The sequence below is a fragment of the Salinicoccus siamensis genome (assembly GCF_042429615.1).
GTDB classification, from domain to species: Bacteria; Bacillota; Bacilli; order Staphylococcales; family Salinicoccaceae; genus Salinicoccus; species Salinicoccus siamensis.
Genome location: NZ_JBHMAH010000029.1, coordinates 1 through 26,551, shown reverse-complemented (window position 1 = coordinate 26,551; position 26,551 = coordinate 1). Strand labels below are relative to the sequence as shown.

The 26,551-nt window shown below is 46.6% G+C and carries 30 protein-coding genes and 1 pseudogene; 2 read left to right on the top strand and 29 right to left on the bottom strand.

The window, feature by feature from the left end; translation table 11 throughout:
- Positions 1–55 precede the first annotated feature (55 nt).
- The 15 genes and pseudogenes from hpt to ispE all read right to left on the bottom strand — a co-directional run bounded on the left by hpt (position 56) and on the right by ispE (position 14,209).
- On the bottom strand, positions 56–604 hold the full coding sequence (gene hpt / locus ACFFLE_RS08555; RefSeq protein ID WP_344703696.1) for a hypoxanthine phosphoribosyltransferase: 549 nt from the start codon (positions 602–604) through the stop codon (positions 56–58).
- Positions 588–1,841: a tRNA lysidine(34) synthetase TilS gene (gene tilS / locus ACFFLE_RS08550; RefSeq protein WP_380570689.1), complete on the bottom strand. Its 1,254-nt coding sequence runs from the start codon at positions 1,839–1,841 to the stop codon at positions 588–590. Before tilS ends, hpt begins: the two co-directional genes overlap by 17 nt.
- Before the next feature lie 57 nt (positions 1,842–1,898).
- On the bottom strand, positions 1,899–2,273 hold the full coding sequence (locus ACFFLE_RS08545) for a S1 domain-containing RNA-binding protein (RefSeq protein ID WP_344703700.1): 375 nt from the start codon (positions 2,271–2,273) through the stop codon (positions 1,899–1,901).
- An 85-nt stretch (positions 2,274–2,358) separates the two neighbouring features.
- Positions 2,359–2,769 (bottom strand): FtsB family cell division protein, encoded by a 411-nt coding sequence (locus ACFFLE_RS08540; protein ID WP_380570688.1) that lies wholly within the window; start codon positions 2,767–2,769, stop codon positions 2,359–2,361.
- A gap of 62 nt (positions 2,770–2,831) precedes the next feature.
- Positions 2,832–3,107, bottom strand: coding sequence for an RNA-binding S4 domain-containing protein (locus ACFFLE_RS08535; protein WP_380570687.1), 276 nt, complete (start codon positions 3,105–3,107; stop codon positions 2,832–2,834).
- Positions 3,097–4,275: a MazG nucleotide pyrophosphohydrolase domain-containing protein gene (locus tag ACFFLE_RS08530; protein WP_380570686.1), complete on the bottom strand. Its 1,179-nt coding sequence runs from the start codon at positions 4,273–4,275 to the stop codon at positions 3,097–3,099. The genes ACFFLE_RS08535 and ACFFLE_RS08530 overlap by 11 nt, the downstream gene beginning before the upstream one ends.
- Complete coding sequence (mfd, locus tag ACFFLE_RS08525; RefSeq protein ID WP_380570685.1) at positions 4,272–7,742, bottom strand: transcription-repair coupling factor; 3,471 nt, start codon at positions 7,740–7,742, stop codon at positions 4,272–4,274. Before mfd ends, ACFFLE_RS08530 begins: the two co-directional genes overlap by 4 nt.
- Positions 7,735–8,307, bottom strand: a complete 573-nt coding sequence (pth, locus tag ACFFLE_RS08520; RefSeq protein ID WP_380570684.1) for an aminoacyl-tRNA hydrolase — start codon at positions 8,305–8,307, stop codon at positions 7,735–7,737. The genes mfd and pth overlap by 8 nt, the downstream gene beginning before the upstream one ends.
- A gap of 64 nt (positions 8,308–8,371) precedes the next feature.
- The gene (locus tag ACFFLE_RS08515) at positions 8,372–9,001 is read right to left on the bottom strand and encodes a 50S ribosomal protein L25/general stress protein Ctc (RefSeq protein WP_380570683.1); all 630 of its coding nucleotides are present in this window, start codon (positions 8,999–9,001) and stop codon (positions 8,372–8,374) included.
- 118 nt (positions 9,002–9,119) lie between these two features.
- Positions 9,120–10,094, bottom strand: coding sequence for a ribose-phosphate diphosphokinase (locus ACFFLE_RS08510; RefSeq protein ID WP_380570681.1), 975 nt, complete (start codon positions 10,092–10,094; stop codon positions 9,120–9,122).
- Positions 10,095–10,107: 13 nt separating this feature from the next.
- Positions 10,108–11,469 carry a bifunctional UDP-N-acetylglucosamine diphosphorylase/glucosamine-1-phosphate N-acetyltransferase GlmU gene (gene glmU / locus ACFFLE_RS08505; RefSeq protein ID WP_380570680.1) on the bottom strand — a complete coding sequence of 454 codons (1,362 nt, stop codon included), beginning with the start codon at positions 11,467–11,469 and terminating at the stop codon, positions 10,108–10,110.
- A gap of 220 nt (positions 11,470–11,689) precedes the next feature.
- Positions 11,690–11,986, bottom strand: a pseudogene (gene spoVG, locus ACFFLE_RS08500) (septation regulator SpoVG); the annotation flags it as partial.
- 65 nt (positions 11,987–12,051) lie between these two features.
- Positions 12,052–12,429 (bottom strand): RidA family protein, encoded by a 378-nt coding sequence (locus tag ACFFLE_RS08495; protein WP_380570679.1) that lies wholly within the window; start codon positions 12,427–12,429, stop codon positions 12,052–12,054.
- Between the two features lie 23 nt (positions 12,430–12,452).
- Positions 12,453–13,301 (bottom strand): pur operon repressor, encoded by an 849-nt coding sequence (purR, locus tag ACFFLE_RS08490; RefSeq protein WP_380570678.1) that lies wholly within the window; start codon positions 13,299–13,301, stop codon positions 12,453–12,455.
- 62 nt (positions 13,302–13,363) lie between these two features.
- Positions 13,364–14,209: a 4-(cytidine 5'-diphospho)-2-C-methyl-D-erythritol kinase gene (gene ispE, locus ACFFLE_RS08485; RefSeq protein ID WP_380570677.1), complete on the bottom strand. Its 846-nt coding sequence runs from the start codon at positions 14,207–14,209 to the stop codon at positions 13,364–13,366.
- 211 nt (positions 14,210–14,420) lie between these two features.
- Between ispE and ACFFLE_RS08480 the strand changes: the two genes are divergently transcribed.
- Positions 14,421–14,984: an NADPH-dependent FMN reductase gene (locus tag ACFFLE_RS08480; protein ID WP_380570676.1), complete on the top strand. Its 564-nt coding sequence runs from the start codon at positions 14,421–14,423 to the stop codon at positions 14,982–14,984.
- 85 nt (positions 14,985–15,069) lie between these two features.
- Here ACFFLE_RS08480 and ACFFLE_RS08475 read toward each other — a convergent pair whose 3' ends face one another.
- The 5 genes from ACFFLE_RS08475 to metG all read right to left on the bottom strand — a co-directional run bounded on the left by ACFFLE_RS08475 (position 15,070) and on the right by metG (position 19,677).
- Positions 15,070–15,333, bottom strand: a complete 264-nt coding sequence (locus ACFFLE_RS08475) for a Veg family protein (protein WP_344703728.1) — start codon at positions 15,331–15,333, stop codon at positions 15,070–15,072.
- A gap of 74 nt (positions 15,334–15,407) precedes the next feature.
- Positions 15,408–16,304, bottom strand: a complete 897-nt coding sequence (rsmA, locus tag ACFFLE_RS08470) for a 16S rRNA (adenine(1518)-N(6)/adenine(1519)-N(6))-dimethyltransferase RsmA (RefSeq protein ID WP_380570675.1) — start codon at positions 16,302–16,304, stop codon at positions 15,408–15,410.
- 1 nt (position 16,305) lies between these two features.
- Positions 16,306–16,860: a ribonuclease M5 gene (gene rnmV / locus ACFFLE_RS08465; protein ID WP_380570674.1), complete on the bottom strand. Its 555-nt coding sequence runs from the start codon at positions 16,858–16,860 to the stop codon at positions 16,306–16,308.
- Positions 16,861–16,932: 72 nt separating this feature from the next.
- Complete coding sequence (locus ACFFLE_RS08460; protein ID WP_380570673.1) at positions 16,933–17,697, bottom strand: TatD family hydrolase; 765 nt, start codon at positions 17,695–17,697, stop codon at positions 16,933–16,935.
- Between the two features lie 15 nt (positions 17,698–17,712).
- Positions 17,713–19,677 (bottom strand): methionine--tRNA ligase, encoded by a 1,965-nt coding sequence (gene metG / locus ACFFLE_RS08455; protein ID WP_380570672.1) that lies wholly within the window; start codon positions 19,675–19,677, stop codon positions 17,713–17,715.
- A gap of 314 nt (positions 19,678–19,991) precedes the next feature.
- Here metG and abrB point away from each other — a divergent pair, with 314 nt between their 5' ends.
- Entirely contained in the window at positions 19,992–20,267 is a 276-nt protein-coding gene (abrB, locus tag ACFFLE_RS08450) for a transition state genes transcriptional regulator AbrB (protein WP_380570670.1), read from the top strand.
- A gap of 23 nt (positions 20,268–20,290) precedes the next feature.
- Here the strand turns inward: abrB and rsmI are convergent, their stop codons facing one another.
- From rsmI to ACFFLE_RS08405, 9 genes are read right to left on the bottom strand one after another with little or no spacing between them, the layout of a single operon-like run.
- A complete protein-coding gene (gene rsmI, locus ACFFLE_RS08445) occupies positions 20,291–21,115 on the bottom strand; it encodes a 16S rRNA (cytidine(1402)-2'-O)-methyltransferase (protein WP_380570669.1) in 825 nt (274 codons plus the stop codon).
- 1 nt (position 21,116) lies between these two features.
- Positions 21,117–21,365 (bottom strand): GIY-YIG nuclease family protein, encoded by a 249-nt coding sequence (locus ACFFLE_RS08440; protein ID WP_380570668.1) that lies wholly within the window; start codon positions 21,363–21,365, stop codon positions 21,117–21,119.
- Entirely contained in the window at positions 21,358–22,086 is a 729-nt protein-coding gene (locus tag ACFFLE_RS08435) for a tRNA1(Val) (adenine(37)-N6)-methyltransferase (protein WP_380570666.1), read from the bottom strand. Before ACFFLE_RS08435 ends, ACFFLE_RS08440 begins: the two co-directional genes overlap by 8 nt.
- A 36-nt stretch (positions 22,087–22,122) precedes the next feature.
- Complete coding sequence (locus ACFFLE_RS08430; RefSeq protein WP_344703745.1) at positions 22,123–22,437, bottom strand: initiation-control protein YabA; 315 nt, start codon at positions 22,435–22,437, stop codon at positions 22,123–22,125.
- Positions 22,437–23,246, bottom strand: coding sequence for a PSP1 domain-containing protein (locus tag ACFFLE_RS08425; protein ID WP_380570664.1), 810 nt, complete (start codon positions 23,244–23,246; stop codon positions 22,437–22,439). The genes ACFFLE_RS08430 and ACFFLE_RS08425 overlap by 1 nt, the downstream gene beginning before the upstream one ends.
- Before the next feature lie 6 nt (positions 23,247–23,252).
- Entirely contained in the window at positions 23,253–24,167 is a 915-nt protein-coding gene (locus ACFFLE_RS08420; RefSeq protein ID WP_380570663.1) for a DNA polymerase III delta subunit-related protein, read from the bottom strand.
- An 11-nt stretch (positions 24,168–24,178) separates the two neighbouring features.
- Positions 24,179–24,508: a cyclic di-AMP receptor DarA gene (gene darA, locus ACFFLE_RS08415; RefSeq protein ID WP_344703751.1), complete on the bottom strand. Its 330-nt coding sequence runs from the start codon at positions 24,506–24,508 to the stop codon at positions 24,179–24,181.
- Positions 24,505–25,137 carry a dTMP kinase gene (gene tmk / locus ACFFLE_RS08410; RefSeq protein WP_380570662.1) on the bottom strand — a complete coding sequence of 211 codons (633 nt, stop codon included), beginning with the start codon at positions 25,135–25,137 and terminating at the stop codon, positions 24,505–24,507. The genes darA and tmk overlap by 4 nt, the downstream gene beginning before the upstream one ends.
- On the bottom strand, positions 25,134–26,378 hold the full coding sequence (locus ACFFLE_RS08405) for an Orn/Lys/Arg family decarboxylase (RefSeq protein WP_380570661.1): 1,245 nt from the start codon (positions 26,376–26,378) through the stop codon (positions 25,134–25,136). The genes tmk and ACFFLE_RS08405 overlap by 4 nt, the downstream gene beginning before the upstream one ends.
- Between the last annotated feature and the right edge of the window lie 173 nt (positions 26,379–26,551).

The window sequence follows — 26,551 nt, the reverse complement described above, 5'->3', positions numbered from 1 at the left end:
ATACAACTAAAAGGAATAGTACCATAATTTCATAGCAATCTTCCACTTTTTTGATTTATTTTACCGACTTGTATAATTCCGGTTTCAAAAGACCGATATAAGGCAGGTTGCGGTACTTCTCATCGAAATCAAGTCCGTATCCCACAACGAAGCCGTCCGGAATTTCAGTGCCCACATATTTGACATCCACTTCAAGTTTCCTGTTTACCGGCTTATCAAGCAGGGTCACAATCTCAAGTGATGCTGCGTTGCGGTATTCGATCAGATCGACTATGGAGTTCAACGTCGTCCCCGTCTCAATGATGTCTTCAACCACCAGTATATGGCGCCCATCCACAGAGGTCGATAGATCCTTCAATATCTTGACTTCCCCTGAAGATTCAGTTCCCACATAGCTCGAGACATCCATGAAATCAATTTCGAGATGCGTGTCTATGTACTTGACCAAATCACCCATGAACATAATCGAACCTTTCAGCAGTCCGACTAGTATCGGGGTTTTTCCTTCATAATCTTCAGTAATCTTCTTACCGAGCCGTCTTGCTATATCCTGTATTTCTTCTTCAGATAATACAATTTCGCTAATATCATTTCTTAGGCTCATCAGTAAACTCCTTCTCAATAAGTAATCGACTATCTTTTTCCTTGTCATCCATTATATTATAAATTTCACCCAGTGCAATGATTTGATCATCCTGATCCAGGATGACCGGCATCTCCTCCCTGTCGTCAGCAGGGACCTTCTTATCGATGAAGATGCGGGATAGTTTCTTTGTCCCCGTACCCGGCACGTGCATCCGGTCTCCTGTCTGCCTTGTCCTGACGGTAAGTGGATAATAATCTGGGTGAAGAGCGGCGGTTATCCTGTAGCCATTGAACATGTATCTGCCATCACGATCGATCGCCAGTGTATCTTCTTTGGGCACTTCTCCGGATGTGACCGTCATCCTGTCATATGCGATGACGAGCCGTACATCACCGATATCGAACGAAGCGTTCGATATATCTGATGCCGCGATCCCAATAATCTCTTCGGCATGGCGCCTTCTTAATGTGGCATCATGTTGCTTCAACCATTTCACCAGGATGTAGAACTTCAGAATGGCACGCTGGCCATTGAAGCGGGCACGATCGAGGTCTCTCTCCTGCCCTCTAAGGAAATCCTCTGCCATTTCCGAAAGCATGGCGTCGATCGCCCCCATGTCCTCCTTGATCTGGAGAAGATGTTTCGCATCAAGATGGTTGCTCGCCTTGATCGGCGGTATGATATGGTGCCGGATGTAGTTCCGTGTATAGTCGCTGGCGCTGTTTGTTTCATCTTCGAAGAATGTAATCGCATGCTCGGCGCAATAGGCTTCAATCGTTCTGCGGGAAATGCCGATCATCGGCCGGACGATTTCATATGAGCCCGACTGCCTGACATCCGGAATCCCCATCGCACCCGGAAGATGACGCCCGGACAAAAGGCTGTGCAGCACCGTTTCATACTGATCATCAAGATGATGTGCAGTAGCCAGTATCCCAGCACCGTGCTTTTTCATCATTCTGTCGAAGAAACGGTAACGTTCGGCCCTGGCCACCTCTTGATTGAATGACGATCCCGGAATATCCAGAGTAATCATTTCAAATTGATGGCCATCGCGCATGGCCATATCACGGATGTACTCCGCCTCATACAACGATGCCTCACGCTGACCATGGTTGACATGAAAAAGCACAAGCTTCTCCTGCCTGTCTAGATAGCGCGTATGCAGCAGATGATAGAGCACCATCGAATCGACTCCACCCGATATGGCGAGTCCCACCGTTTCATCCTGATGCCAGGGTATGAAGAGTTCCATAGCCTCATCCTTCTTAAAATAAAATAAGACGATTACAGGAATCGTCTGATTATATATCTATCTTTTGCCGCCTCGGCGTGACTCCGTCTGCTTCTTGATTGTCGAGAGGCGATCTTCGCTGTCTTTCATGAAGCTTGAGAGCTTCTTCTCGAAATCCTCAGGAGATGATTCCTTGCGCGGCTTGGGTTTAGGTTTCTGTTCTTTTGCCTTTTTGATGGACAGGCTGATTTTACCATCGTCACCAACGGATAGGACTTTCACTTCTATTTCTTCGCCCACACTAAGGTGTTCGTTGATATCTTCCACATACTGATCTGCAACCTCACTGATATGCACAAGTCCTGTCTTGCCTCCCGGTAATTGTACGAACGCACCGAAATTCTTGATACCTGTGACCTTACCTTTTACTTTACTGCCCACTTCAACTGACATCTTGATATATGATCCTCCCAATTAGCATTTAATCTCTTACCATCATACCATTAAATAGAAAAATAATCATTACAATATGCAATGATTATTCTTCATGTTCTTTATTTTCTTCCGGCTCTTCTTTTGTTCCATTCTGTTCGTTAACATCAGGAAGGTTGAAGATGATTTCCCCTTCTTCCGATAGGGAGAACTCACTTCTTGCGATCCGCGCTATATAATCATCATCATTCAATTGCTTGATCTGCTGTTCCAGATCTTTTGATTCTTCAATGCGCTCTTCCAAAACCACCTGGGCCTGGACCCGCTCCTCATGGAGCAGTTGATTCTCATTTTTCTGATTGAAGGCGATAAGGAGCATCACGCCCACGACAAGAAGCAGCAGACTGCCGATGACCATCGTACGTTTTTTGACGACGCGGTCCTGCGCCCGTTCCACTTTCTTCTCTTTCTCGCGCCTTTTTGTGTAATTGTTGATCACTTTAACAACTTTACTCACGGCAACACACCCTTAATTTGTCCGTACTCTACCTTTAAAATACACCATAAGGACGCCGTTTGCTAGAGGAAATCAGAATCTCTTTCAATTTTCTGTTCTTTTATTATTTCATACATACGCTCGGCATCTTCTTTCTTTGCATGAGCGCCGAGCTCCATGATCTTCAAAGTTACAATTTTACGACCAAACTCAATTTCGACGATGTCGCCGACGGATAGGACAGTCCCCGCTTTTGCCGCCCGGTCATTCACTTTCACCCTGCCGTCATCACTGATTTCCTTGGCCAATGTACGGCGCTTGATGACTCTGGCTACTTTCAGGAATTTATCAAGCCTCATTTTTATACCCTCCTTCCTTCAGAATCTCATCCAGGGCTTTACCTTCATGAATCGTTTCCTTCATCCAGTCCAAGACAATTCCCCCATATGCTTTCTCGTGTTTGATCTTTTCGCGCTTGCCTTCCTTCTGCTTCGCCCGAGCCCAGACACGGTCGAGGTCTTCACGGGTCTCCACAACTTCTTCCCCGAAGACATGAGGGTGGCGTCTGATGATCTTTGCCGTCAGGCTCTCCAGCACATCATAGAAATCGAAGAAGCCGTCTTTCCTGCCGATTGCGCTATGCAGGGCCACCTGAAGCAGGATATCACCAAATTCTTCCACGATGGCTTCATCGTCCCCGTTTTCGATGGCTTCTATCACTTCATATGTTTCCTCTATAAGGTGCCGTTCGAGCGACTCGTGCGTCTGCTCCTTGTCCCACGGACATCCATCTTCCCCGACGAGCACATCAAAAACCTCGACCATATAGTCGATGTCACGCATGTCGAGACGCTCGTCATCCACTTTCGGGATATACAGGCACAACAGGTTACCTTTTATGCCGCCATGGTCTATTTCGTGGAGTTGCGCGTCATATATATTCTGCTCGGGGCTGCCTGCTGCATCTACAACCTGCACTGCTGTATCGGCCGGATAATATTCCAGGAGGGAGAGCTTCGCTTCCCCGAGGCTATGCTGGTCATACACTTGTGTGACCAGGGTATGCTGCCGGTGGTTCAAGTCCTTGGTGGTGATGTTCATGCCATCTATGACTTGGAAGCCTTCATTCACAGGTATTTCAAGTGCCGTGACAACTGCATCGATAAAGCTCTGCCCGCCGGTTATCTTCAACTCCACTTCATTTGCCGCCGCGTGCTGCATGAGCAGTTCAGTAGTCGTTTCATAAAAGAGCGGATGTCCCGGGACCGCATACAATACATCAGCCTCCGTCGCCGCTTCAAGCAGCGTATCCACTATATGCCGGTACGTCCCCTCAAAGGAGTCATGCTGTTCATATACTTCATCAAAATCCACCAGCACCATGCCCGCTTCTTCCAGTGCCTGCACTGCCGGGTGGTCTTTAGTGCGCAGATGGATCTTTTCTGCCTGCGTCAGCCGCTGCCAGATGCCAAGCGGCATCTGGGCAAGATTCGAACTGCCCAGACCGATCACTTCTATTCTTTTCATAGGACTTCCTCCATTCTGCTTTCCTGTATCACTTCAAGGATCTTGACCAGCTGGGCGACATCCCGGCTTTGGACCGTAATCTTCATTTCACCGTTCTGTACGGCCACTTTCATGATGCGTCCGAATTCCTGGGTATCCATAAATAGTTTCTCCCCATCAATCTGTTCTGTCGATTTTTTGGAGACATATAGATAGAAGTGGCGTTTGTCCTCCTTCACCTGATAGATGCCGAACATAAGGGCGTAGACTTTGATGCGTACCAGCTGCAGGAGCCGCTCCACCTCTACCGGATATTCACCGAAGCGATCGAGCAGCTCATCCTCGACATCACGGATCGTTTCTATCGATTCAGCACGCCTTAGGCGTTTATATATGTCTATTTTCGATTGTTCATGCGGAATGTAGGTCGCCGGGATGTAGGCATCCAATGTCACATCGATCGGGATGTTCACAGGTTCTGATTCAGGTTCCATTCCCTGTTTTTCCTTGACCGCCGTCTCTAGCATCTCGGAGTAGAGTTCATAGCCTACCGAGTCTATGAACCCGGACTGGTGTTTACCCAACAGATTTCCGGCACCCCGTATATTCAAATCCCGCATGGCAATCTTGAAGCCGCTTCCGAGTTCCGTATATTCCTTGATCGCTTCCAGCCGTTTTTCGGCCACTTCAGTCAGAACTTTGTCCGGCTGATGGAAGAGATAGGCATAGCTGATCCTGTTGCTCCGTCCGACACGGCCCCGCAGCTGGTAGAGCTGGCTTAGGCCGAAGCGATCTGCATCTTCGATGATCAATGTGTTGGCATTCGGTACATCGACGCCCGTTTCAATGATCGTCGTCGTCACCAGGACGTCATATTCACCGTTGACGAAGGCGAACATGGTCTCCTCTATCTCTTTCTCATTCATCTTGGCGTGCATGACACCGACCTCGGCATCAGGTACGAGTGCTTCCACATGCGCCTTCTTCTGATAGATCGTATCGACCCTGTTATACAGATAGAAGACCTGGCCATCCCTGGCCATCTCCCGTTCTATCGCCTCCCGGACGAAGTCCGCCTGGTACTCGAGGACGTAGGTCTGGACGGGGAAGCGGTTCTCCGGAGGCGTTTCGATGACCGACAGATCCCTGACACCCGACAGACTCATATGCAGCGTGCGGGGAATCGGCGTGGCCGTCAGCGTCAACACATCCACATTCGTCTTCAATTGTTTGATCTTTTCCTTGTGCTTTACCCCAAAACGCTGCTCCTCATCTACGACAAGCAGGCCAAGATCTTTGAATTGGACATCTTTCGACAGTATCTTATGTGTGCCTACCACAATATCGACGGTGCCTTCTTTGAGCCCTTCCCTTGTCTTTTTCAGCTGGGCCGGCGTCCTGAAGCGGCTCATCATCGCCACGTTCACCGGGAAGTCCTCTATACGCTCTATCAGGCTTTCGAAATGCTGCGCAGCAAGGATCGTGGTCGGAACCAGAAAAGCCACCTGCTTGCCATCCTGGACGGCTTTAAAGGCGGCCCGGATCGCAACTTCCGTCTTGCCGTAGCCGACATCCCCACAGAGCAGACGATCCATCGGCTGTTCGGCCTCCATATCTTTTTTGATTTCATTGACTGAAGCATATTGGTCGGGCGTCGGTTCATATGGAAAGCGTTCCTCAAAGGACATCTGCATATCATTGTCCTCGGCAAATGCGTAACCCTTCGCCTGACTGCGCTCCTGGTAGAGCTTGATCAGCTCATCCGCTATCTCGTTGACGTTAGCTTCAACTTTCGCTTTCGTCTTCTTCCATTCCGTACCGCCGAGCTTGTGCATTTTAGGTTGGCCATCGTCACTCGCCACGTATTTTTGGACAAGATCCATCTGATCGACCGGAATGTACAGCTGGTCGGTCCCTTTATACTGGAGTTTCATATAGTCGTTATGGATGCCGGATACTTCCATCGTTTCAATGCCAAGGTAACGGCCTACACCATGGTGGAGGTGAACGACGTAATCGCCTACATTCAACTCCTGATACGATTTGATCTTTTCGGCGTTGGAAAGCTTCTTTTGGCGCTTCTTCTTTCGGCTGGTCTTGTTGTACAGTTCCTGTGAGCCGAGCACCGCCACCTTCATGAACGGCAATATGAAGCCTTTAGGGAGTGCCCCTTCCGTAAGGACGATCCCGGAGTCCACGGGAATCTCCCGGATATAGCTCGGTATCTTCAAGTCTTCAAGAAGTTGGCGTGTCTTCATGATCTCATCTTCGTCCCGGAGCACGATGTTTACCATATAGTCATCCTGGAGCATGCGGTTCAGGTTGGACGCCAGAATATCATACTGGCCGTAATAGATTTCAGTCGGACGCACCGAAATCTTCACGATATGTCCGATGTCGACGGGCATGCTTTTAGTGAATAGAGTGAAGTAGGTCGCACCTTTTATCGACAGCATGCGTTCATACTGGCCTTCAAGGAAGTTCCCGCCACCTTTGAACATCCGCCCTGCGGCAATCATCGACTCATAATAGCTGCTTACCGATGTGAATTCCGCCTCGTACGCTGAAGCCATATTCTTCACTTCGTCGACGATTACACGGTGATCCTCTGTAATATAGTCGATGATGGATATCGGCCGTTCAAACAACAGATGGCTGTACTGGACCAGATGATTGAACGTCTGATCTGGATGCGTGACGGTATCATAATATTCATCAAGTGCTTCTTTCCCTGCCTGGTCGAGCTGCTCGCGTGTCTCCTGGTACAGCTTTTCGATCCTTTCGAGCAGCTGTTCCCGCTCTTGCCGCTCGATGATATGCTCTGCATGGGGCTCCATCGTGATTGCATCGATATTTTCGATGGAGCGCTGCGTTTCAGGATCTATGGAGCGGAGTGAATCAACTTCATCGTCGAAGAACTCGATCCTTACAAGTTGCTCTGACATATAGACATCTATGATGTCTCCGCGCACCGCAAATTCACCAAAATGGACTGCCTGATTCATCCTCCTGTACCCGAGGCTTACAAGGTCTTCTATGAACTGGTCATAATCGATCACACTGCCGATTTTGATGGTTTTTTCATAGCTGAGGAGTTTATCTTTGGGCATGACCGGCTTGAGGAGCCCGTGTACAGGCACGACGAATAAGCCCGGTTCATTGTGGGCCAGAGCAAATAGGCTGCTCATGCGCGACTTCATGAATTCAGGGCTTTGTTTGGCATGGTTTTCCACCATGATATCGCCTACCGGGAACGTATGGACATTATCCATCATGTCCATCAAGGGATTGGCCAGTTTTTCCATCTGATGGTTATTCTGAACGAATATTACAATCGGACGCTTTTCGGCTTGCGCGAGTTCGTACAACAGGGCAGGCTTAAAGTCATCGTTGATGCCCGTCACCATCATGTTGAGGGCATCCCGATGATTCGCCACTTCCAAGAAGCGTTCATCTTCCTGGATGCGCCGGGATATATTCTTATTCATCTACATCACCATTATATTCTGTCATGATTTCCTGGAAGGGATCTGTAACAAATGCAGCTGAAGCCGCTCCAGACCGCTGAATGACTTTATCGAGCAGTTTGTGCTCAGCCTTCGGAAATTTGTCCAATACGTAATTCGGAATCGAGGAGCCGGGAGCCGGCCTGTCAATGCCAATCCTGATCCTTTTGTACTTTTCGGTACCAAGATGTTGGTTCAGCGATTTTATGCCATTATGGCCTCCGCCACTCCCTTTTTGCCTCAGGCGTAATCTGCCGACAGGAAGATCCAGATCATCATAGAGCACCAGGATATCCTCCGTCTCGATATTATAATAGTCAAGGAGGGGTCTGACACCTTCACCGCTTAGATTCATGAAAGTTTGAGGCTTTACCAGCATCACTTTCTGACCTTTATGGTAACCCACACCAAAGTGGCATTTAAACTTTTTGTTCGACAGTTCTATGCCAAGGTCATACGCCAGATGATCGATGACCATAAATCCAATGTTGTGACGCGTACCATCATATTTTTTCCCGGGGTTTCCAAGACCGATGACACATTTCATATACTCACCTCATACAACGTGAAAAAAGGCGATGGGAAATCCACCGCCATGTTCATTCACATTATTATTCTTCGTCTTTCTCTTCTGCAGCTTCTTCTGTTTCTTCACCTTCAGCTGCTTCTTCGTCCTCTTCAGATTCCTCTTCTTTTTGAGGAGGTACCACTGTGACGAGCGCTTCATCATCTTCGTTTTCGATGGTGAAGTTGCCTTTTTCACGGATATCTGAGACGTAGAGAGTATCTCCGATTTCCATTTCTTCGACATTGACTTCGATGGATTCTGGAATGTTGTCCGGAGTTGCTGTTACAGAAACTTCGAATATCGGCTGCTCAACGATGCCGCCTTCTTTAGTTCCAGCTGCTTCACCCAATATTTCAACGGTTACTTCAACCGTAACTTCAGACTTCATGTTGATTGCGATGAAGTCGATGTGCGTGATCTGGTTCTTCAGGGAATCGAATTGATATTCAGTAACCATCACTTTAGTTGTGTTTCCTTCGATATCAAGGTCGATGACACCGTTACGTCCAACTTCACGTATTACTTTTATGAATTCGTTCTCGTCGACTGCAACTGGAGTATTCTCTACTTGATAGCCATAGATGACCGCCGGGATTTGTCCCGTTCTGCGCAGTTCAGTAACTTCTGAACGTTTTGCTTTGCCTTCTCTATGCTTTGAGGCCAATTTTGCCATGGTATATTTCCACCTTTCATTTACAGACAGTTGTTTTAGCATTGCCTAATTTAACACATAGCCATGGATAATAATAGCATATTATCATGGTGTTTGTAAAAAATCTTGTGATATTCAGTTAATTGTCAAACAGGATACTTACCGATTCCTCTTCATAGACACGTACAATTGCCTGAGCCATCAACTCGCCGACTGATAGTTCAACAATCTTGCTGCTCTTTTTCTCTTCAGGCATTTGAATGGAGTTGGTGACCACAAGTTCCTTGATGACAGAGTCTTCGATCCTTGAAATCGCCGGGCCTGACAATACAGGGTGTGTACAACATGCATAGACTTCCTTGGCGCCTTTATCCAGTAACGCCTGAGCTGCCAATTTCATCGTGCCGCCCGTATCGATGATATCATCGATGATGATTGCTGTCCGGCCTTCGATTTCTCCGACAATGTTCATCACTTCTGCAACATTCGGTTTCGGCCGTCTTTTATCGATGATGGCAATCGGTGTCTTCAGGCGATCTGCCATCTTGCGGGCGCGGGTCACGCCACCGTGATCTGGGGAGACCACAACCACTTCCTCAAAGTCCAGATCTTTATGCTCTACAAAATAATCACTGAGGATCGGGACACCCATAAGGTGATCTATCGGAATATCGAAGAAACCTTGGAGTTGCGGTGCGTGCAGGTCGAGTGAGATGACGCGGTCCGCCCCAGCTGTTTCTATCAAGTTTGCAACAAGCTTTGCTGTAATCGGTTCACGGGATCTGCTCTTTCTATCCTGACGGGCGTAACCATAGTAGGGCATTACAATATTTATGGTTGCTGCAGAGGCGCGCTTCAGTGCATCAATCATGATAAGCAATTCCATCAGATGTTCGTTGACCGGTTGGCTTGTGGACTGTACTACGAAGACGTCGCAGCCACGGACACTCTCTTCTATATTAATTTGGACTTCCTCATCCGAAAACCTGTTGACCTGACATTTGCCGAGGGGAATGCCGATATGGTCTGCAATTTCTCTTGCAAGTGGTTCGTTGGCCTTCAGGGAGAAGAGGCGCAGATTCGAGTTTTTGTATTGATTGCTAGAAGCTAACATGTTGATCCTCCAATTAATTGTCTTTTTTTAAGTATCCTTCTTTTGTCGTCTGTCTGTTACGCGCAATGGCCAAGCTATCTTCCGGCACTTCGTCTGTAATCGTCGATCCCGCGGCTATGAAGGAGCGGTCCCCGATCTTCACCGGCGCCATCAGATTGGAGTTGCACCCGATGAAGGCGTCCGCGCCGATTTCAGTCTTGAATTTATTTTTGCCGTCATAGTTCACTGTAATTGTACCACAGCCGATGTTCGACCTCGCACCAATTTCAGCATCTCCTATATAGCTGAGGTGCGACACTTTCGCCTCATCCGCAAGGCGTGATTTTTTCACTTCGACAAAATTGCCGACCTTGACTGCTTTGCCGAGTTCAGAGCCTGGGCGCAGTTGGGCGAATGGGCCGACAGTTGTGCCTTTACCGACTTTAGAACCAAGCACGACTGAATGCTTGACCTCCACCTCGTCGTCGATGAACGAGTCTTTGATTTCAGAGCCTGAAGAAATGACTACATTTTTTCCAACTCTGGTCTGCCCCCTGAGCACTGCCCCGGGGTATATGATGGTATCAGGGCCGATTTGCACCTCTGCATCTATATAAGTGGTTTTCGGATCTATCAAGGTGACACCGTTTTGCATATGCTGCGTGTTTATCCGCTCGCGCAACACCTCTTCCGCCTTCGCCAACGCCATCTTGTCGTTGATCCCGAGCACCTCTTCGAAATCCGGTGTGAGATATGCTTCCACACGGGCACCCCTGTCGCGCATTATCGCTATGGCATCCGGCAGATAGTACTCATTTTGTGCATTATCATTATCGACTTTTTCCAATGCTTCAAACAGCAGTCTGTTATCAAAAATGAAGGTGCCTGAGCTCACTTCCTTGATTTCCTGCTCGGCGGGATTTGCATCCTTCTGCTCCACAATCCTTCTGACCGACCCATTCTCCTTCCGTATGATTCTGCCATAACCATAGGGTATCTGGGTCCTTGTTGATAAAATCGTCGCCTTTGCACCTGAATCCAGGTGATATTTCATGAATGTCTGCATAGTCGTCTCGCTGATCAACGGCGTATCTCCGCATATGACCATCGTCTGTCCGTCGGTTCCGCCAAGCGCTTCATGCAACTGCTGTACTGCATGGGCAGTTCCAAGCTGTTCTTTTTGGATCGTAGTATTGATATCGTCATCAAGACGATTCCGCACAGCTTGTGCTTCATGTCCCAGCACAGCATGAATCTCTTCTATCCCTGCTTTCCTCAAGTTGTCGATGACGTGCTGGATCATAGGGACTCCGCCCACTTCATGCAGCACTTTAGATTTCTCTGATTTCATCCGCGTACCTTTTCCAGCTGCCAAGATTATCGCTCTCGTCTGCATAATGTCCCCCCATTTTATAGCTATATCCAATTATATTTTAGTAACCGTCCAGTTTCAAGGTTTAACAGCCATCATCCCTATACTTTCACAACCTAAAAAACCCACAAAGCGACTACTTTGCGGGTTAAGGCTATTCTTCTTCTTTTTTCTGGTCTTCCCCAACCTCATCAGGGTCCGTTTCGCGCCGAATCGCCTCCTGTTCAGAAGGGTCTACGATTGATTCTGGCGTTTCGTCGGATGCTCCCCCTGCAGGCTCAGGGTCTTCCGTTTCCTCATATACCCGCATCACTTCTTCCTGCACATGCTGCCGCATTTCAGAATTGATCGGGTGGGCGATATCACGGAACTCTCCATCCGGTGTACGCTTGCTCGGCATTGCGACGAAGAGGCCGTTGTTGCCTTCTATGACTCTGAGGTCATGGACGACAAAGGCACTTTCAAACGTGATTGATACAAGTGCTTTCATCCGGGTGTCCTGGTTGTTTACTTTACGCAGTCTTACGTCTGTTATCTTCATTATCCGCTTCCCCCAATAATAATTATTGTTGGATCTTATGTGTACTGCTTCAGTCAACCATATTGTTAAATCACATCAGATGCAATGACTTCTATTTCCACTTTGACATCCTTCGGTAAACGACTGACCTCTACACATGATCTTGCTGGTAGTTTACCCGTAAAATAGCGCCCGTAAACTTCGTTGATTTGTGGGAAGTCATTCATGTCGCTGATGAAAATAGTTGCTTTGACCACATTATCATAACCGAGGCCTGCGGCTTCGAGGACATGCCCAACATTGTCCATAACCTGCTTGGTCTGGGCCTGTACTTCCTCGGAAACCACCTCCCCCTCCAAATTGAGCGGGATCTGTCCCGATGAGTAGAACATGTTGCCTACTTTGACGCCGTGGCTATAGGGACCGAGTGCTTCCGGTGCTTTCTTTGCATTGATTGGTTCCATATACTTCAAAACTCCTTTTATTGTTATGACTGATGTTCCTTGGTGCCATTTTCAATATACTCCAGACAATTGCCTTCTTCCACTACAAAAGATTGGTTGAATTCATCAATCTCAGATACTTTGAGCAATGATGTATAATCGTTGAATCTGCGGTTCTCCACTTGCTTCGCTTCAACGAGGACGCTTACACCGACGACTTGGGCCGAAAACTCCTCCATAAGGTTGATGACGCCTGTGATAGACCCGCCTGCCCTCAGGAAATCGTCGACTACAAGGACTTTCGCCCCTTCCTTCAAAGTCCGCTTTGATAAGACCATCGTTTCTATTTTACGCGTCGATCCCGATACATAGTTGACGGAAACAGTGGACCCCTCCGTCACTTTATTGTCTTTGCGTATGACCGCCACCGATACATTAAGTTCCCTTGCCACAGCGTTTGCCAGTGATATCCCTTTTGTGGCGACGGTGACGACGGCATCGATGGTCGCCCCTTCATACATTGTGGCGATCAGTTTTCCTATGTCGGACATCATATGGGGATCCCCCATTATATCCGACATGTAAAGGTATCCTCCAGGCAGGAGGCGATCTTTAGTTTTAAGCACTTCCATGAAGCGGGCAACGATCTCCGCTGAGCGTACATGATCGATCTTTGGACGGAATGTCACGCCTCCGCCGGCTCCTGCAGTAGTTTGAACCAGTCCGATGCCTTCTGTTTCAAAGACATCTTTGACTATTTTGATGTCTTCACTGATGGAAGATTTAGCCTGACTGAACTTATCCACAAAGTAGGTCAGTGGAATCAACTGATTCGGATGTGAAGTGAGATGCTGGGTCATGAAGACCAGCCGTTCACTGCGTTTAAATTTCATAAAATGACTCCTAAACCGTATTTAATATAGTGACTTTAACATAAAAGTTCGGTTTTTAGCAATCATCCCAACAATCTGACTTTATAAACTTCGTTACAGCATCCTTTAATCGCATTATAGAGGTGGATCGCCTGGCGTTCTTTCTGGACCAGTCCGAAAACGGTGGGGCCACTGCCGCTCATCATGGCACCTTCAGCACCATTGCGCAGCATCGTATCTATAAGCTTGCTGACTTCGGGATAATTTTTTACGGTCACTTCCTGCAGATCGTTTTTCATCAGGCGCATCATCTTTTCGTGGTCCCCTGCTTCGATCGCTTCTGCCATAGCTGCTGAAACTGGTGGGTTCTTCCCTGGTTCCAATGCTTGGTAGATTGTTTTTGTCGACACTTTCATCTTTGGCTTGGCAAGCACGACCCAACCTTTTGGTGGCTTCGGCAGGCGCTCTATCTCCTCACCTCTGCCTGTTGCCAACGCTGTCCCTCCGTATACGCAAAACGGAATATCAGATCCCAGCTTGCTGGCTAACTGGGCCAGGGTGTCGATATCTACGCCAAGCCCAAAAAGGGCGTTGATGCCCCTGAGCGTTGCCGCAGCATCTGCAGAACCTCCGGCAAGACCGGCAGCGATGGGAATATTCTTATCGATTGTTATTGTAACGCCTGCTTCAACACCATACTCACGAAACATCAGTTCAGCAGCCTGATAGGCCAAGTTCCTCCTATCCTGCGGCACGTGCCGATGTTCCGTATGGATGACGATCTTTCGGTCATTACGCTTCTCGAACGCGAGCTGATCATTGAGATCGACTGTCGTCATGACCATGTTCACTTCGTGGTAGCCGTCTTTTCTTTTGTATAGTGTATCCAAGGTCAAGTTGATTTTGGCGGGTGCCGTTTCAAAATGCATAATTTCACTTCCATCATACGGTCATTTTTTTATCAGTTTATCATAAAAAACATATATAAAATATGACTTTATGATATATGAGACCGCAACACTCCCCTGCACAGACAAAAAAGTTGAATTAATACGAATTTGAGATATTATTATAAACGACAGTTATCTTTGAATAGTACACTGTGGAAAAAGATAACAATTCATTATGGAGGCAATTGTAATGGTTAAAATAGGTATCGTAACTGGTAGTACACGTCCTGCCAGGGTCAATATGCAGGTAGCAGAATGGGTCAGAGATTTTGCAGAAAAAATGGAGCTGGAAGCGGAATTCGAGATTGTGGATATAAAGGAATATGATTTCCCGATGTTCAATGAGGATCTGCCACCGGCGATGGCGAACAAATCCTACTCTAAAGATACCGTCAATGCATGGTCAAAAAAGATTGACGAGTTGGATGGCTTCATATTCGTCACTCCAGAATATAATAAGAGCATCACTTCATCACTCAAAAACGCCATTGACTACATCGGGCCTGAGTGGGGACACAAAGCCGCAGGCATCATCGGTTATGGCTCGACGCTTGGCGTAGCAGCTTCCCTGTCACTGCGCCAAATACTCGGCAACCTTAATGTTGCGACTGTAACACCTTTTGGGGCCTTCAGCCTGTTCACCGACTTTGAAGGCATGAAGACATTCAAACCGAATGAGGTCCATAATGCTACAGTGGAGAATGTCATCACTACTACGGTAAACTGGTCAAAAGGTCTAAAAACGATCAGATAAAATAAAAATAACGGACAGCCGACGGCTGTCCGTTATTTTTATCATCATGCATAAAGCTGCCACCAGGGATGGCAACTACGTTCAGTTACTGGATTACAAATGCTTCTTTCTCTTCGTTATAGAATGTCACTTCAACATTGGATGTCAATACATCTGTGTATGTATATGACACTGTTTCAAAGCTGTGCTCCTCCTGGTCCAACTCCACGACGAATACAGAAGGGTACGTTTCTCTAAGAACACCTCGTCGCTCAATCAATTTCTTGCGCCCTCCATTTGCACGGAGTAAAACTGGATTACCCAATTGACAATCAAGAATTTTTTTGATGTCGATCAAAGTTTTTGGCATTTGGCCCACCTCACTAGACCCATTATAGCAAGTTTACATAAATTTGTCAAAATTTCATAGTAATTGCGACAGTTTTATGCTTTATGCGCCAATTTCAATTCAGGATAAGATTTCAAAGATTCATATATGCGTGCAAAATCCTCGATGGCAAGGCTCTCACCCCGCCTTTTTGGATCGACACCCGCCTGTTTTAGCATGGCTTCGATTCTACCTTTATTCTCTTTCCCCTCTTCAAACAGCATCGAGTAGTTGTTCAATATCGTCTTTCTCCTTTGTGCAAACGCGCCACGTGTCAACGCAAAGAACACTCCCTCGTCATCGACGGCCACTTTCGGACGTACCCGGGCAGTCATCTCTACGATGATGGAATCGACATTCGGGGGTGGCATGAAGACCCCCTTCGGCACATTGCGGATGACTTTGGCTTCTGTGAAATAATCTATGGCGATCGACAACGAGCCATACGCCTTACTGTTCGGACGGGCACTGATGCGCTCGCCCACCTCTTTTTGCATCATGACATAATAGCGTGAAATCGACAGATTCCGCTCAAGGAAGTGCATCAGTATCGGTGTTGTAATATAGTATGGCAGGTTGGCCACTACAATGACTTCTTCACACCCGTCGAATTCTGTTTGGATGACGGCCTCGATATCCGCTTTCAATATATCTTCATTGATGACCTTTACATTGGAATAGGGCGATAGCGTATCATCAAGCACCGGTATCAGCCGCTGGTCTATTTCAAATGCCACTACTTTCTGCGCCCTTTTGGCCAACTGCTCAGTCAGTGATCCGATTCCAGGCCCCACTTCGATGACTCCTGTTTTATCTGAAATGTATGCTTTATCGAGCACTTCCCTGATTACATTCAAATCCACAAGGAAATTCTGACCGAGACTCTTCTTGAATTTAAATCCATGCTTGTCCAGTATCTGCTTCGTTCTTCCCGCTGTTGCGATATCCTTCATCTTATTCCCCTTCAACTGCTTTTAATATATCTTCGATCTGCTCATGCTTGATGCCATACCGGTTTAATTTCTTCCTCAGCTGACCAGCATTTGCATAACCGATATTCAATTCTTCACATAGGCGAGTGCGCTTTACAGCGGCTTCCTTACTGCCGGAAAGCCCCCAGCCCACCATATCACTGATCGTGATGTGGGGCGTAGAGTCAGATACGCTTGTATAGACCTTCGATAGGCTCTCGATGATGCTTTCTTTTGAAGCGTGCTCAATGCCTATGCCACCATTCCTGCCCTTTGCCTTGGACCTGGAGACAAATGCTTCTTTGATGTCCGGGAAGCGTTCTAGAATGGTGTTCCTGATTTTCTGTCCGGGGTAATCGGGGTCTGTAAAAATGATGGCCCCTCGTGTATTCAATGCCACTTCTATTTCCTTCAGTACGACCTCATCTATGGCCGAACCTTTCGTTTCGATCGTTTCACAGGAAACAGCTTCATTCAACCGCCTCGTATCATCCTTGCCTTCCACGATGATGACTTCCTTTATGACTGGTTTCTCCATGTCTGCACCTCTTTTCCATAATATCATATCTGCACTGCAAAAAATAAAATCACCGCCGGGCGGTGATTTTATCTATATGCCAAAAAGACGTTCGGCATTCAATGTAGTCTGTTGAGCCAGTTCTTCATAGGAAATCTCCCTAAGTTCTGCAATCTTTTCCGCAACCAATTTGACGTGTGCAGGCTCATTACGCTTGCCGCGGTATGGATGCGGCGCAAGATACGGTGCGTCCGTTTCGACCAATAGACGCTCCAGCGGGACATGCTTCGCAATCTCTTTAGGCTCCTGTGCATTCTTAAAGGTCACAGGTCCGCCTAAGGATACATAGAAGTTCATATCAATGATTTCATCTGCCACTGCCGGTGAGGCACTGAAAGCATGCATAATGCCTCCGATTTCATGCGCTCCCTCAGATTTGAGGATCTCCACACAATCTTCTGTGGCTTCGCGGTTGTGGATGATGATCGGCAGACCCACCCGTTTTGCGAGTGCGATCTGTTTTTTGAATACTTCCTTTTGGACGTCATGAGGTGATTTGTCCCAATGGTAATCAAGGCCCGTCTCACCGATGCCGACTATCTTCTCGTGTTCGGATAACTTTTCGATCCATGCCAGATCCGCTTCAGTACAATCGATCGCGTCAACCGGATGCCAGCCTATCACACCATAGACATTATCGTACCGCTCCACCAACTCCATGGTCCGTTCAATCGTCTTGCGGTCGAAACCCACCACCACCATCTTTTCGATGCCAGCAGATTCCGCCCGCTCCAACACTTCTTCCAGATCGTCATCATATTGGTCGGCGTTCAGATGAACGTGTGTATCTATAAGCATAAATAACCCTCCTGTCTACTTGACTATGCTGCCGTTTTCAATGCCACTCGGTACAGAGATCAATGTAAGGTGATTGCCTTTTTCCGCTGTCAGGATCATTCCCTCGGACAGTTCTCCCCTCAGCTTAACCGGTTTGAGGTTTGTCACGACGAGCACTTTCTTGCCGACGATTTCCTCAGGCTCATAAGATTCCCTTATGCCAGAAATAATCTGACGCTTCTCTTCTCCAAGATCCACTTGGATCTTAAGGAGCTTATCCGCTTTTTTGACCCCTTCGGCGTTGATGACTGTAGCGACTTTCATTTCTACTTTGTCAAAGTCATCTATCGTAATTTCAGCCGCTTCTGAAGCCGGCTCTTCAGGTTCCTTCGGCGTCATCAATCCTTTAATATGCGCCACCTCTTCTTCTACACCCAATCGCGGATAGATCGGCTTTGGCTTCTCGACCATCCTGCCTGCAGTTTTTATGCTGCCGTAATCCATGATCGAATCGAAAGTCTGCTGCTCCGGATCCGTTATATTCATCTGCCTGAAGATTTCTTCCGGGCCATGCGTCAGATAGGGTTTCAGCAGGATGGCGATGATCCGTATGTTCTCTGCAAGATGGATCATGACATTGCCGAGTGCATCCCTTTCAGAATCGTCTTTCGCAAGTATCCAAGGTGCGGTTTCATCTATATACTTGTTTGTACGGCTGATGATGGTCCAGACTGCCCTGAGCGACTTGTTGAATTCCATTTCCTCCATGCCTTCTTCATAAAGCTTGACGTTATCATACACCGTCTGTTCAAGGTTTTCGTCCAGCGGGCCGCCATGACCGTCGTATGCCGGCAATTCACCATCAAAATATTTATTGATCATGGAAATGGTGCGGTTGACCAGGTTGCCGAGATCGTTGGCCAAGTCATAGTTGGTGCGGTTGACGAACGCTTCCGGCGTAAATACACCATCTGAGCCGAATGGAACTTCACGCATCAAGTAATATCGGAGCGCATCAAGACCATAGCGCTCGACCACCATTTCAGGATAGATGACGTTTCCTTTGGATTTGGACATTTTGCCATCTTTCATCACAAGCCAGCCGTGCCCTACAATTTTTTTAGGCAAGGGCAGGTCGAGAGCCATCAGCATGATCGGCCAGTAGATGGCATGGAATCTTACGATTTCCTTACCAATCATATGAACGTCCGCAGGCCAGTACCTTTCAAACATCCCTTCGTCATCAGAAGTATAGCCTAAAGCAGTGATATAGTTGCACAGCGCGTCAATCCATACGTATACGACATGCTTAGGATTTGATTTCACCGGGATACCCCAGTCGAATGTCGTACGTGACACCGCGAGATCTTCCAATCCTGGTCGGATGAAGTTATTCAGCATCTCATTCCTGCGCGCTTCAGGTTGGATGAAGCCTGGATTATCTTCATAATATTTCTCAAGACGCGCTGCATATTTGCTCATCCTGAAGAAATAGCTTTCCTCTTTTATAAGTTCCACTTCATGACCGCTTGGCGCAACGCCACCGATCATGTTGCCCGCTTCATCCTTATATACTTCCTCCAGCTGTGTTTCCGTAAAGAACTCCTCATCTTGGACGGAATACCACCCTTCGTATTCCCCTAGATAGATGTCACCTTGTTCATACAGCCTATCGAATATCTTCTGGATGGCTATCTTGTGACCTTCGTCCGTCGTACGGATAAACTGGTCATGGGTGATTTCAAGAAGGGACCAGAGCGCTTTCATACTATCTGCCATATCGTCTACATATTTCTGCGGCGAGATACCCATTTCATCGGCTTTCTGTTCAATTTTTTGGCCATGTTCATCAGCACCTGTAAGATAATAGACATCGTAGCCGCGCATGCGTTTATATCTCGCAGTGACATCACATGCAATTGTTGTATAGGCATTACCAATATGTAATTTACCGCTTGGGTAATATATCGGTGTCGTGATATAGTAAGTTGGTTTTTCCATGCTCTTCCTCCTATTTGTTCATTCTTTAAATATAACTAATTCAAGGATTCTTTTCAATGAAATGGATACTTTATATTGGCTTACACAGCGTCGATATGCTATAATCATCAAGAATTAGACAAAACCAATAAATGTGTTTATTGACTTTAAATCAGAATTGTGGCAATCGAATAGACTAGATGCATTCCTTATAGACTAGATGCATTCCTTGAAATAAAGTTGTCTGCAACTGAATTCTTCCCCGTAATGTTTTCTCATAATTATGAGGTGGAATGAATAGTCGGTTGCGAAATGAGAAAATGGAGGAAAAAGTTATGAAATCAACTGGCATTGTACGTAAAGTAGATGAACTCGGACGTGTCGTCATACCTATAGAACTCAGACGTGTGCTTGATATCGAAGTCAAAGACGCACTTGAAATATATACAGATGACGATACGATCATCTTGAAGAAGTATAAGCCACAGATGACATGTGCAGTAACAGGAGACGTTTCCGAGCAGAATATGCGCCTGGCTGACGGCCACATCATCTTGAGTCAAGAAGGTGCAAAACAGCTCATCAAAGAAATCCAATCGAAGATGAATTAATCAAATAAGCGGCCTTGGGCCGCTTATTTTTTTATATCATGAAACTCATCATATACATCCTGTTTTTTCAAACTTCTCACTTCCGCCACTTTCTTGATCGCCTGTTTCGGTGTCAGTCCTTCTTTCACCAGCACCTCCACATGTTCTTTTATGGGAATGTCAAAGGTCTCTTCCGCAGGAGCTGCGCCTTCCACTACAATGACAAATTCTCCCTTCAGCGGTATTTCCTTTTCCATCTTATCCAGGAGCACTCCCACCGGTCCTCGGACATGCTGTTCAAATTTTTTAGTGATTTCCCTGGATATGCTGACTACACGCCCAGGGTCTATCTCGTTCATCTCCACGAGCGTATCTTTGATCTTGTGCGGTGATTCATAGAGGACTGAAGTCGATTGCCGTGTCATTATCTCCTGAATTTTGCTTTTCTTTTTACTCCGCGACTTCGGCAGGAAACCAAAATAGGTAAATTCATACGAGGAGATGCCACTTGCGACCAGGGCCATCGTAAAAGCAGTTCCTGAAGGGACGATGACGTAATCCAACCCCTCCGCCTGCATTCTTGATATAAGCTCAAAGCCAGGGTCCGAGATGACGGGCATACCAGCATCACTGACAAGGGCAAAAGTGCGACCATCCTTCATCTCTTCAATAATCTGATCCTCAACACTCTCTTTATTGAAGTCATGATATGCCTTGAGCGGTGTTCCGATTTCAAAATGGTTCGTCAACTTACGGGTGTTGCGAGTATCTTCGCACAGTATCACATCGACTTTCTTAAGCGTATCGACTGCACGGAAAGTCATATCATCAAGGTTCCCAAGTGGTGTTCCCGTGATATAGAGATGCATGTCATTCCCTCCTGACCAGCTTCAATTTTTCGTTTCTTGATAATTTTTTGATGGCATATTCCCGTTTCAGGGCCTCACTCTTCGTTTCATACACTTCTTTGTGGAGCAGATGGACCGGGCGCCTATTCCGTGTATATTTGGCTCCCTTGCCTTCATTATGCGTTTTGATCCTTCTGGACACATCTGTTGCATAACCTGTGTACAATGTACCGTCACGACATTCCACGATGTAAACGAAATGCTCAGCCATAATAGACCGTCATCATTTCATCGGTATAACGACCTTGCTCATCATAGATATAAAGAGGTGGCAGGATATCTGCATAGGCATGGCTATTAAATACCGCTTCAATCAGAACGAACAGGGCGGTTCGTGCAGAACCATCATTATAGACATATTGGACACGCCGCACACGAAATCCTGCCTTTGACAGTTCATGCGCGACTTCCATGCTTCTTTCTGCCCGGTGGACCATATGAAGCCTACCCTTGTTCCTGATGAGGAAACGCGCTGCTTTTATGACTCCTTCAAGATCAATATGTATCTCATGACGTGCGATGCTGTGCGGCCCCTTTTCCTTAAGGGGCTGATCATTTGTGAAATAAGGGGGATTCACAGTAATAACGTCATAGGAGGAATGTTCGTAGAGTGACCTGACCTCTTTAAGATCACCAATCCGGATGTCGATCTGTTCTGCCTTACCGTTCATGGTGATGCTTCTTGTGGCCATATCTACGAGTTGGGGCTGCAGCTCCAATCCATCTATCGGTAAAGCTGTGCGATGGGATAAAAGAAGCGGTATGATGCCGTTCCCTGAGCACAGGTCGATGATACGTTTATCCCGTTTCAAAAACCTCGTAAAATCAGCCAGCAGTAACGCGTCCACTGAAAATGAAAAGACCTCGCTACTCTGGATGATCTGCATGGATTCCCGGAATAATTCATCCACCCTTTCGCCTTCCTGCAACATATGTCCACCTCCAATAAATAAAGCGGCCGAAGCCGCCTAGTTGTTTCGATGTTGGAGAAACCCCTGACAAAACAGGCAATCTTCCCCGTGGCGATGCGTACCGAAATGGACGCTGCACACGTGGAACCCTTCCTCATACAGATTATTCAATGTGTTCTGCTTGAAGGATGCCCCTTTCTCTGAGGCTTCTTTCGCCAATAACTGCTCATAATTTTCCTTTTCCATCTGAAGACTGACATTTTCCTCAACGAGTCGGACAGAAAGCTCCTTCAAAGTCTGAAGATCTTCATACATGAGGTCCATATCTGCTTCCATCTTGCTTATATGCATAAAAAGGCGTTCGCGTTCCATTACTGCACCCCGCCTACTGCGTCCAGTTCGTCGCAATGGAATTCACGTATATAGTCATCTTTATATTTCACCTTCACCACAAGGTCCAGAATATTCATGCCGATCACCAAACCTCTACCGTCAGGCGTCTCTATCATCTGACCAACATCCGGTAATGCTTCACGTGCATTCTCATAATATTCATCCTCATAATTCAAGCAGCACATCAGACGTCCGCACGCGCCTGATATTTTGGTGGGGCTGAGCGAGAGATCCTGGTTCTTTGCCATCTGGATGCTGACCGGCACAAAATCCCCGAGGAAGGTCGAACAGCAATGTGCACGGCCACAGGGACCAATGCCCCCGAGATACTTCGCTTCATCCCTTACGCCGATCTGGCGGAGTTCGATGCGTGTCTTGAAACGGTTCGCAAGAACCCGGACAAGGTTACGGAAATCCACACGTTCATCCGAAGTGAAATTAAATATGAGTTTTTTGCGCTCCAGTGTATACTTGGCATTGACGAGCTGCATATCCAATTCCTCTTCAGAAATGGCTTTTCTACAGAATTGAAGGGCTTCTTCTGCACTGGATTGATTCTCATGGAACTTTTCCATGTCCTTATCAGTCGCAGCCCGGATGAATTTGCCATCCGGTTCCACAATATCATTTTCAGGAACTTGATAGTTCGGCTTCACCACCCGCAACATTTCCATACCGCGCTTTGTCTCAGCGACGATATAATCATCGCGCTCCGTCGACTCTCCGTTAACTTCCAAATATATATTTTCAAAATAATCCAACTGCGTGGCAGTAATGAGTTCTATCATAATCATTCAACCTTTCGAGCATATGACCATACTCTCAAACACAAGCATAGGATGCACGTTTGACGACAACATACGGTTTGCAGTCTGTATCTCTTCCAGCATACGCGCCAGACGCTCTACACGCTGTCCTACCCCAGTGTTTCCCGTTTTGTTGCCGTATGGCCTAAAATCTTCAAGCTCCAGTACTTCATGCATGCATTGTCGTACGAATCCATCAATCAACTGCAGCAACAGCGCATGATCTTTTCTGTTTTGGCAGATATCCAGCATTGATTTTATTTCAATCAATACGAGTGGATGCCCCCCAATCCATTTTCTCGAAAAATCCATCGCCGTCTGGCGTAAACGGGAGAACACTTCCCCCAGTTCTTTTACATGTTCGGCATTGAGAGCCAGTACATCCACTGTTTGAAGTTCCGCCTCATTCAAATCCTCAAGCATTCCAATCCGGTCAGCCCGTTCCCCTCGAATATGGATATGCTGGGCCCTTGAATGGATAGTCGGCAATATACTGCTTTTATCTATCGTCAGGAGGATGGCCACAGTTCTGGCTGGAGGGTCCTCCAAAAACTTAAGGACACTATTCTCAGCCTGCGGCGTCAGCTTTTCAAATGCCTCTATCACATACACCTTATAATCCGACTCGGTTGGTTTGCGGTTCATCCTGCGCACAAGATCCTCTACAGCTTCCTTTTTTATGGCTGTCTCTGCAGTCGCAAGATAAAAATAATCGGGATGATTCCCTTCAGAAATCAATCTGGCATTACGGGCTGTGTCACCGAGTATATTGAGGGCAAAATATTCACTGTAACGTTTTAAGGTTTCTATGGCATCGCCTTCAAACATGTAGGTATGGCTGAGTCTGTCGTTTTCTATGATTTTATCCAATTGGTATTCAACAGTATAGTTTTCAGCTGTCATTACTGCTTCACTTAAAATCTTTCGAATTGTTCAATAGGCAATACGAATACTGTCGCACCGCCGACTTCCACTTCTACAGGGTATGGAATATAGGAATCTGCATTTCCACCCATAGGGGTGACGGGCGCGACCGTCTGCTCCCTGTTTCCACATGTGTTATCGATAAGCTGAAGCAATTCATCGACGCGCTGATCTTCAACACCACATAGGAAAGTTGTATTTCCAGCTCTCAGGAAGCCGCCTGTAGTCGCAAGCTTGGTGTTCCTAAAATCATTTTTAGTTAGACGATCAGCCAACCTTTGGCTGTCATGATCTTGTACGATTGCAATTACCATTTTCATGATTGGTTCACCTCTTGATTCAGATATTGTTCAATTATGTCCATTGCGTCTGCAAAAACCTTTTCAGGGCTTTGTGCTGCATCGATCATTCGGATTCTTTCGGGATATTCTTCTCTCAATTGATTATACCCCATGACCACTGCTTCATGGAAATCCAATTCTTCGCCATCAAGTCTGTTGTCGTCACGCTTGTTGCGTTTAATGCGCTCAAGACCGGATTTGGGATCCAGTTTGAGGTACAGTGTCAAATCAGGCATGTGATCTTCTATCGCAAAACGGTTGATTTCCATAACAGCATCAGAGCCTATATTACGCGCAACTCCTTGGTAGGCGATTGAACTGTCGATGAAACGATCACATAATACGATATTACCATCTTCGAGTGCCGGCAGTATCTTTTCAACAAGATGTTGCCGCCTTGAAGCTGCAAACAATAATGCTTCTGTTCGTTCATCCATATCATTGCCTTTGGAGAGAAGTATTTCCCGGATCATTTCACTGATGCCGATACCCCCGGGTTCACGCGTCGTAACCACTTCATGCGTCTTCGACAAATGAGCATGGATTGCTGAAATCAACGTTGTCTTACCGGAGCCTTCCGGACCTTCAAACGTAATGAAATGACTCATTGCTTCTCCTTACCCGTATAGTACGCTATATTTTGTTTTATACCTTCTATTCTAACATGATTCATTAAAGCATGTGTAATCGATTTTAGATGCCCACTGGTAATGACTTCTCCCTCAAAAACAATCGGAATGCCGGGGGGATAGGGAATCATGGTCCTCTGGCATACTTTGCCCCTCAAGAAGGAGAGATCCAGTGAAGAATCACTTTTCACATCCTGGATTACCAGTGATTCGATGCGCGTCAGAAGACACTCAAATGGATAACGGTCACCTTCATGGAAGAGTGGCAGACAAAGAAGCACCCCTTCATCTGTGACCATCTCTGGATAGATGGAAGCGCCGACGAAGGCACCGTAAATGGTATAGGGTGAGTGGTCAATGTGATTGATGAGCAGTTTCGCAGGGTCATCCATCTCCATTACTTCTAAATTCGTTCTGCGAAGCTTATTGATCAGCAGTCCTCTCTTCTCGTGGAACTGTTCATCTGAGTAGGATATATAAAAATCATGGGCATGTTCCATCGAAAGCATAAGCATATAGGAAGGGCTGGACGTTTCAAAGTAATCTATATATTTAAGGATCGCTTCATAAAACTCGGGTTTCATGAAAATGACCGATGACATCGTCAAGGCAGGGAGCATCTTATGGTAGGACTGTACTGCGATGTCTGTGGAATACTTCATAGAGGACGATGGAAAGGCTCCCGTAATATCCAGATGGGCGCCGTGTGCCTCGTCTGTGATGACCACACCATCCCCTGCATGCACATGACCTATAAGTGTGCCTATATCAAAACATCCTCCGGTATATGTAGGGTAAGTGATGACAGCAACATCACGCTCCATAAAGCTATGGGAGAAAAAAGCATCTTCTGAAACGACTTCATGTGAGACTTCAGCAATTTCCAGTGCATGATGAACTGACTTGTGGGCGCCTTCCAACACAATGAAATGCTTTTTATTTAAGTGTTTGAGCCCATATATCGCAGATAAAATACCATTCGTCGTGCCATTTACCATCATCTGAGAAATATAGCCTGGATACTTTCCACCAATCTTTTCATTAAGCTGACGGAGGATTCCATCTGCTTCATGCAAATCATCGAGTCCATTGATCTCTGTCATGTCATATCTGAAGTCAAAGGCATCAAGCTGACCAATCGTATTGTTTTTATGACCTGGCACATGCATAGAAATGGCTTCATCTTCTAATAGTTTTGTAATTGTCCGATACAGTACCATCAAACCGATCCTTTCAATATAAAGGTATAAAAAAAAGAGACCTATACAGGTCTCAATGCGGTTCATCGCATCCATAATGTAATTATGTACATACTGCCCGGCAGCGTCCTACTCTCACGGGACGTCAGTCCAACTACCATCGGCGCTGGAGAGCTTAACTGCTGTGTTCGGCA

Bases quoted from the DNA above. Each gene is read 5' to 3' on its own strand.
- ispE (WP_380570677.1), bottom strand. From the start codon at position 14,209: ATGCATTTTGAAACGGCACCCGCCAAAATCAACTTGACCTTGGATACA.
- mfd (WP_380570685.1), bottom strand. From the start codon at position 7,742: ATGAATAAGAATATATCCCGGCGCATCCAGGAAGATGAACGCTTCTTG.
- ACFFLE_RS08480 (WP_380570676.1), top strand. From the start codon at position 14,421: ATGGTTAAAATAGGTATCGTAACTGGTAGTACACGTCCTGCCAGGGTC.
- ACFFLE_RS08515 (WP_380570683.1), bottom strand. From the start codon at position 9,001: ATGGCAAAATTGGCCTCAAAGCATAGAGAAGGCAAAGCAAAACGTTCA.
- ACFFLE_RS08435 (WP_380570666.1), bottom strand. From the start codon at position 22,086: ATGTTGCAGGAAGGCGAAAGGGTGGATGAATTATTCCGGGAATCCATG.
- ACFFLE_RS08440 (WP_380570668.1), bottom strand. From the start codon at position 21,365: ATGGCTGAGCATTTCGTTTACATCGTGGAATGTCGTGACGGTACATTG.
- hpt (WP_344703696.1), bottom strand. From the start codon at position 604: ATGAGCCTAAGAAATGATATTAGCGAAATTGTATTATCTGAAGAAGAA.
- pth (WP_380570684.1), bottom strand. From the start codon at position 8,307: ATGAAATGTGTCATCGGTCTTGGAAACCCCGGGAAAAAATATGATGGT.
- ACFFLE_RS08430 (WP_344703745.1), bottom strand. From the start codon at position 22,437: ATGGAACGCGAACGCCTTTTTATGCATATAAGCAAGATGGAAGCAGAT.
- rnmV (WP_380570674.1), bottom strand. From the start codon at position 16,860: ATGGAGAAACCAGTCATAAAGGAAGTCATCATCGTGGAAGGCAAGGAT.
- ACFFLE_RS08475 (WP_344703728.1), bottom strand. From the start codon at position 15,333: ATGCCAAAAACTTTGATCGACATCAAAAAAATTCTTGATTGTCAATTG.
- ACFFLE_RS08420 (WP_380570663.1), bottom strand. From the start codon at position 24,167: ATGACAGCTGAAAACTATACTGTTGAATACCAATTGGATAAAATCATA.
- tmk (WP_380570662.1), bottom strand. From the start codon at position 25,137: ATGAGTCATTTCATTACGTTTGAAGGTCCGGAAGGCTCCGGTAAGACA.
- ACFFLE_RS08535 (WP_380570687.1), bottom strand. From the start codon at position 3,107: ATGAGGCTTGATAAATTCCTGAAAGTAGCCAGAGTCATCAAGCGCCGT.
- ACFFLE_RS08425 (WP_380570664.1), bottom strand. From the start codon at position 23,246: ATGATAGAACTCATTACTGCCACGCAGTTGGATTATTTTGAAAATATA.
- purR (WP_380570678.1), bottom strand. From the start codon at position 13,301: ATGAAATTTAAACGCAGTGAACGGCTGGTCTTCATGACCCAGCATCTC.
- abrB (WP_380570670.1), top strand. From the start codon at position 19,992: ATGAAATCAACTGGCATTGTACGTAAAGTAGATGAACTCGGACGTGTC.
- ACFFLE_RS08530 (WP_380570686.1), bottom strand. From the start codon at position 4,275: ATGAAAAGAATAGAAGTGATCGGTCTGGGCAGTTCGAATCTTGCCCAG.
- ACFFLE_RS08545 (WP_344703700.1), bottom strand. From the start codon at position 2,273: ATGTCAGTTGAAGTGGGCAGTAAAGTAAAAGGTAAGGTCACAGGTATC.
- rsmA (WP_380570675.1), bottom strand. From the start codon at position 16,304: ATGAAGGATATCGCAACAGCGGGAAGAACGAAGCAGATACTGGACAAG.
- ACFFLE_RS08460 (WP_380570673.1), bottom strand. From the start codon at position 17,697: ATGCTTATAGATACACACGTTCATCTGAACGCCGACCAATATGATGAC.
- metG (WP_380570672.1), bottom strand. From the start codon at position 19,677: ATGGAAAAACCAACTTACTATATCACGACACCGATATATTACCCAAGC.
- rsmI (WP_380570669.1), bottom strand. From the start codon at position 21,115: ATGCATCTCTATATCACGGGAACACCACTTGGGAACCTTGATGATATG.
- ACFFLE_RS08495 (WP_380570679.1), bottom strand. From the start codon at position 12,429: ATGGAACCAATCAATGCAAAGAAAGCACCGGAAGCACTCGGTCCCTAT.
- glmU (WP_380570680.1), bottom strand. From the start codon at position 11,469: ATGCAGACGAGAGCGATAATCTTGGCAGCTGGAAAAGGTACGCGGATG.
- tilS (WP_380570689.1), bottom strand. From the start codon at position 1,841: ATGGAACTCTTCATACCCTGGCATCAGGATGAAACGGTGGGACTCGCC.
- ACFFLE_RS08510 (WP_380570681.1), bottom strand. From the start codon at position 10,094: ATGTTAGCTTCTAGCAATCAATACAAAAACTCGAATCTGCGCCTCTTC.
- ACFFLE_RS08405 (WP_380570661.1), bottom strand. From the start codon at position 26,378: ATGGTACTGTATCGGACAATTACAAAACTATTAGAAGATGAAGCCATT.
- darA (WP_344703751.1), bottom strand. From the start codon at position 24,508: ATGAAAATGGTAATTGCAATCGTACAAGATCATGACAGCCAAAGGTTG.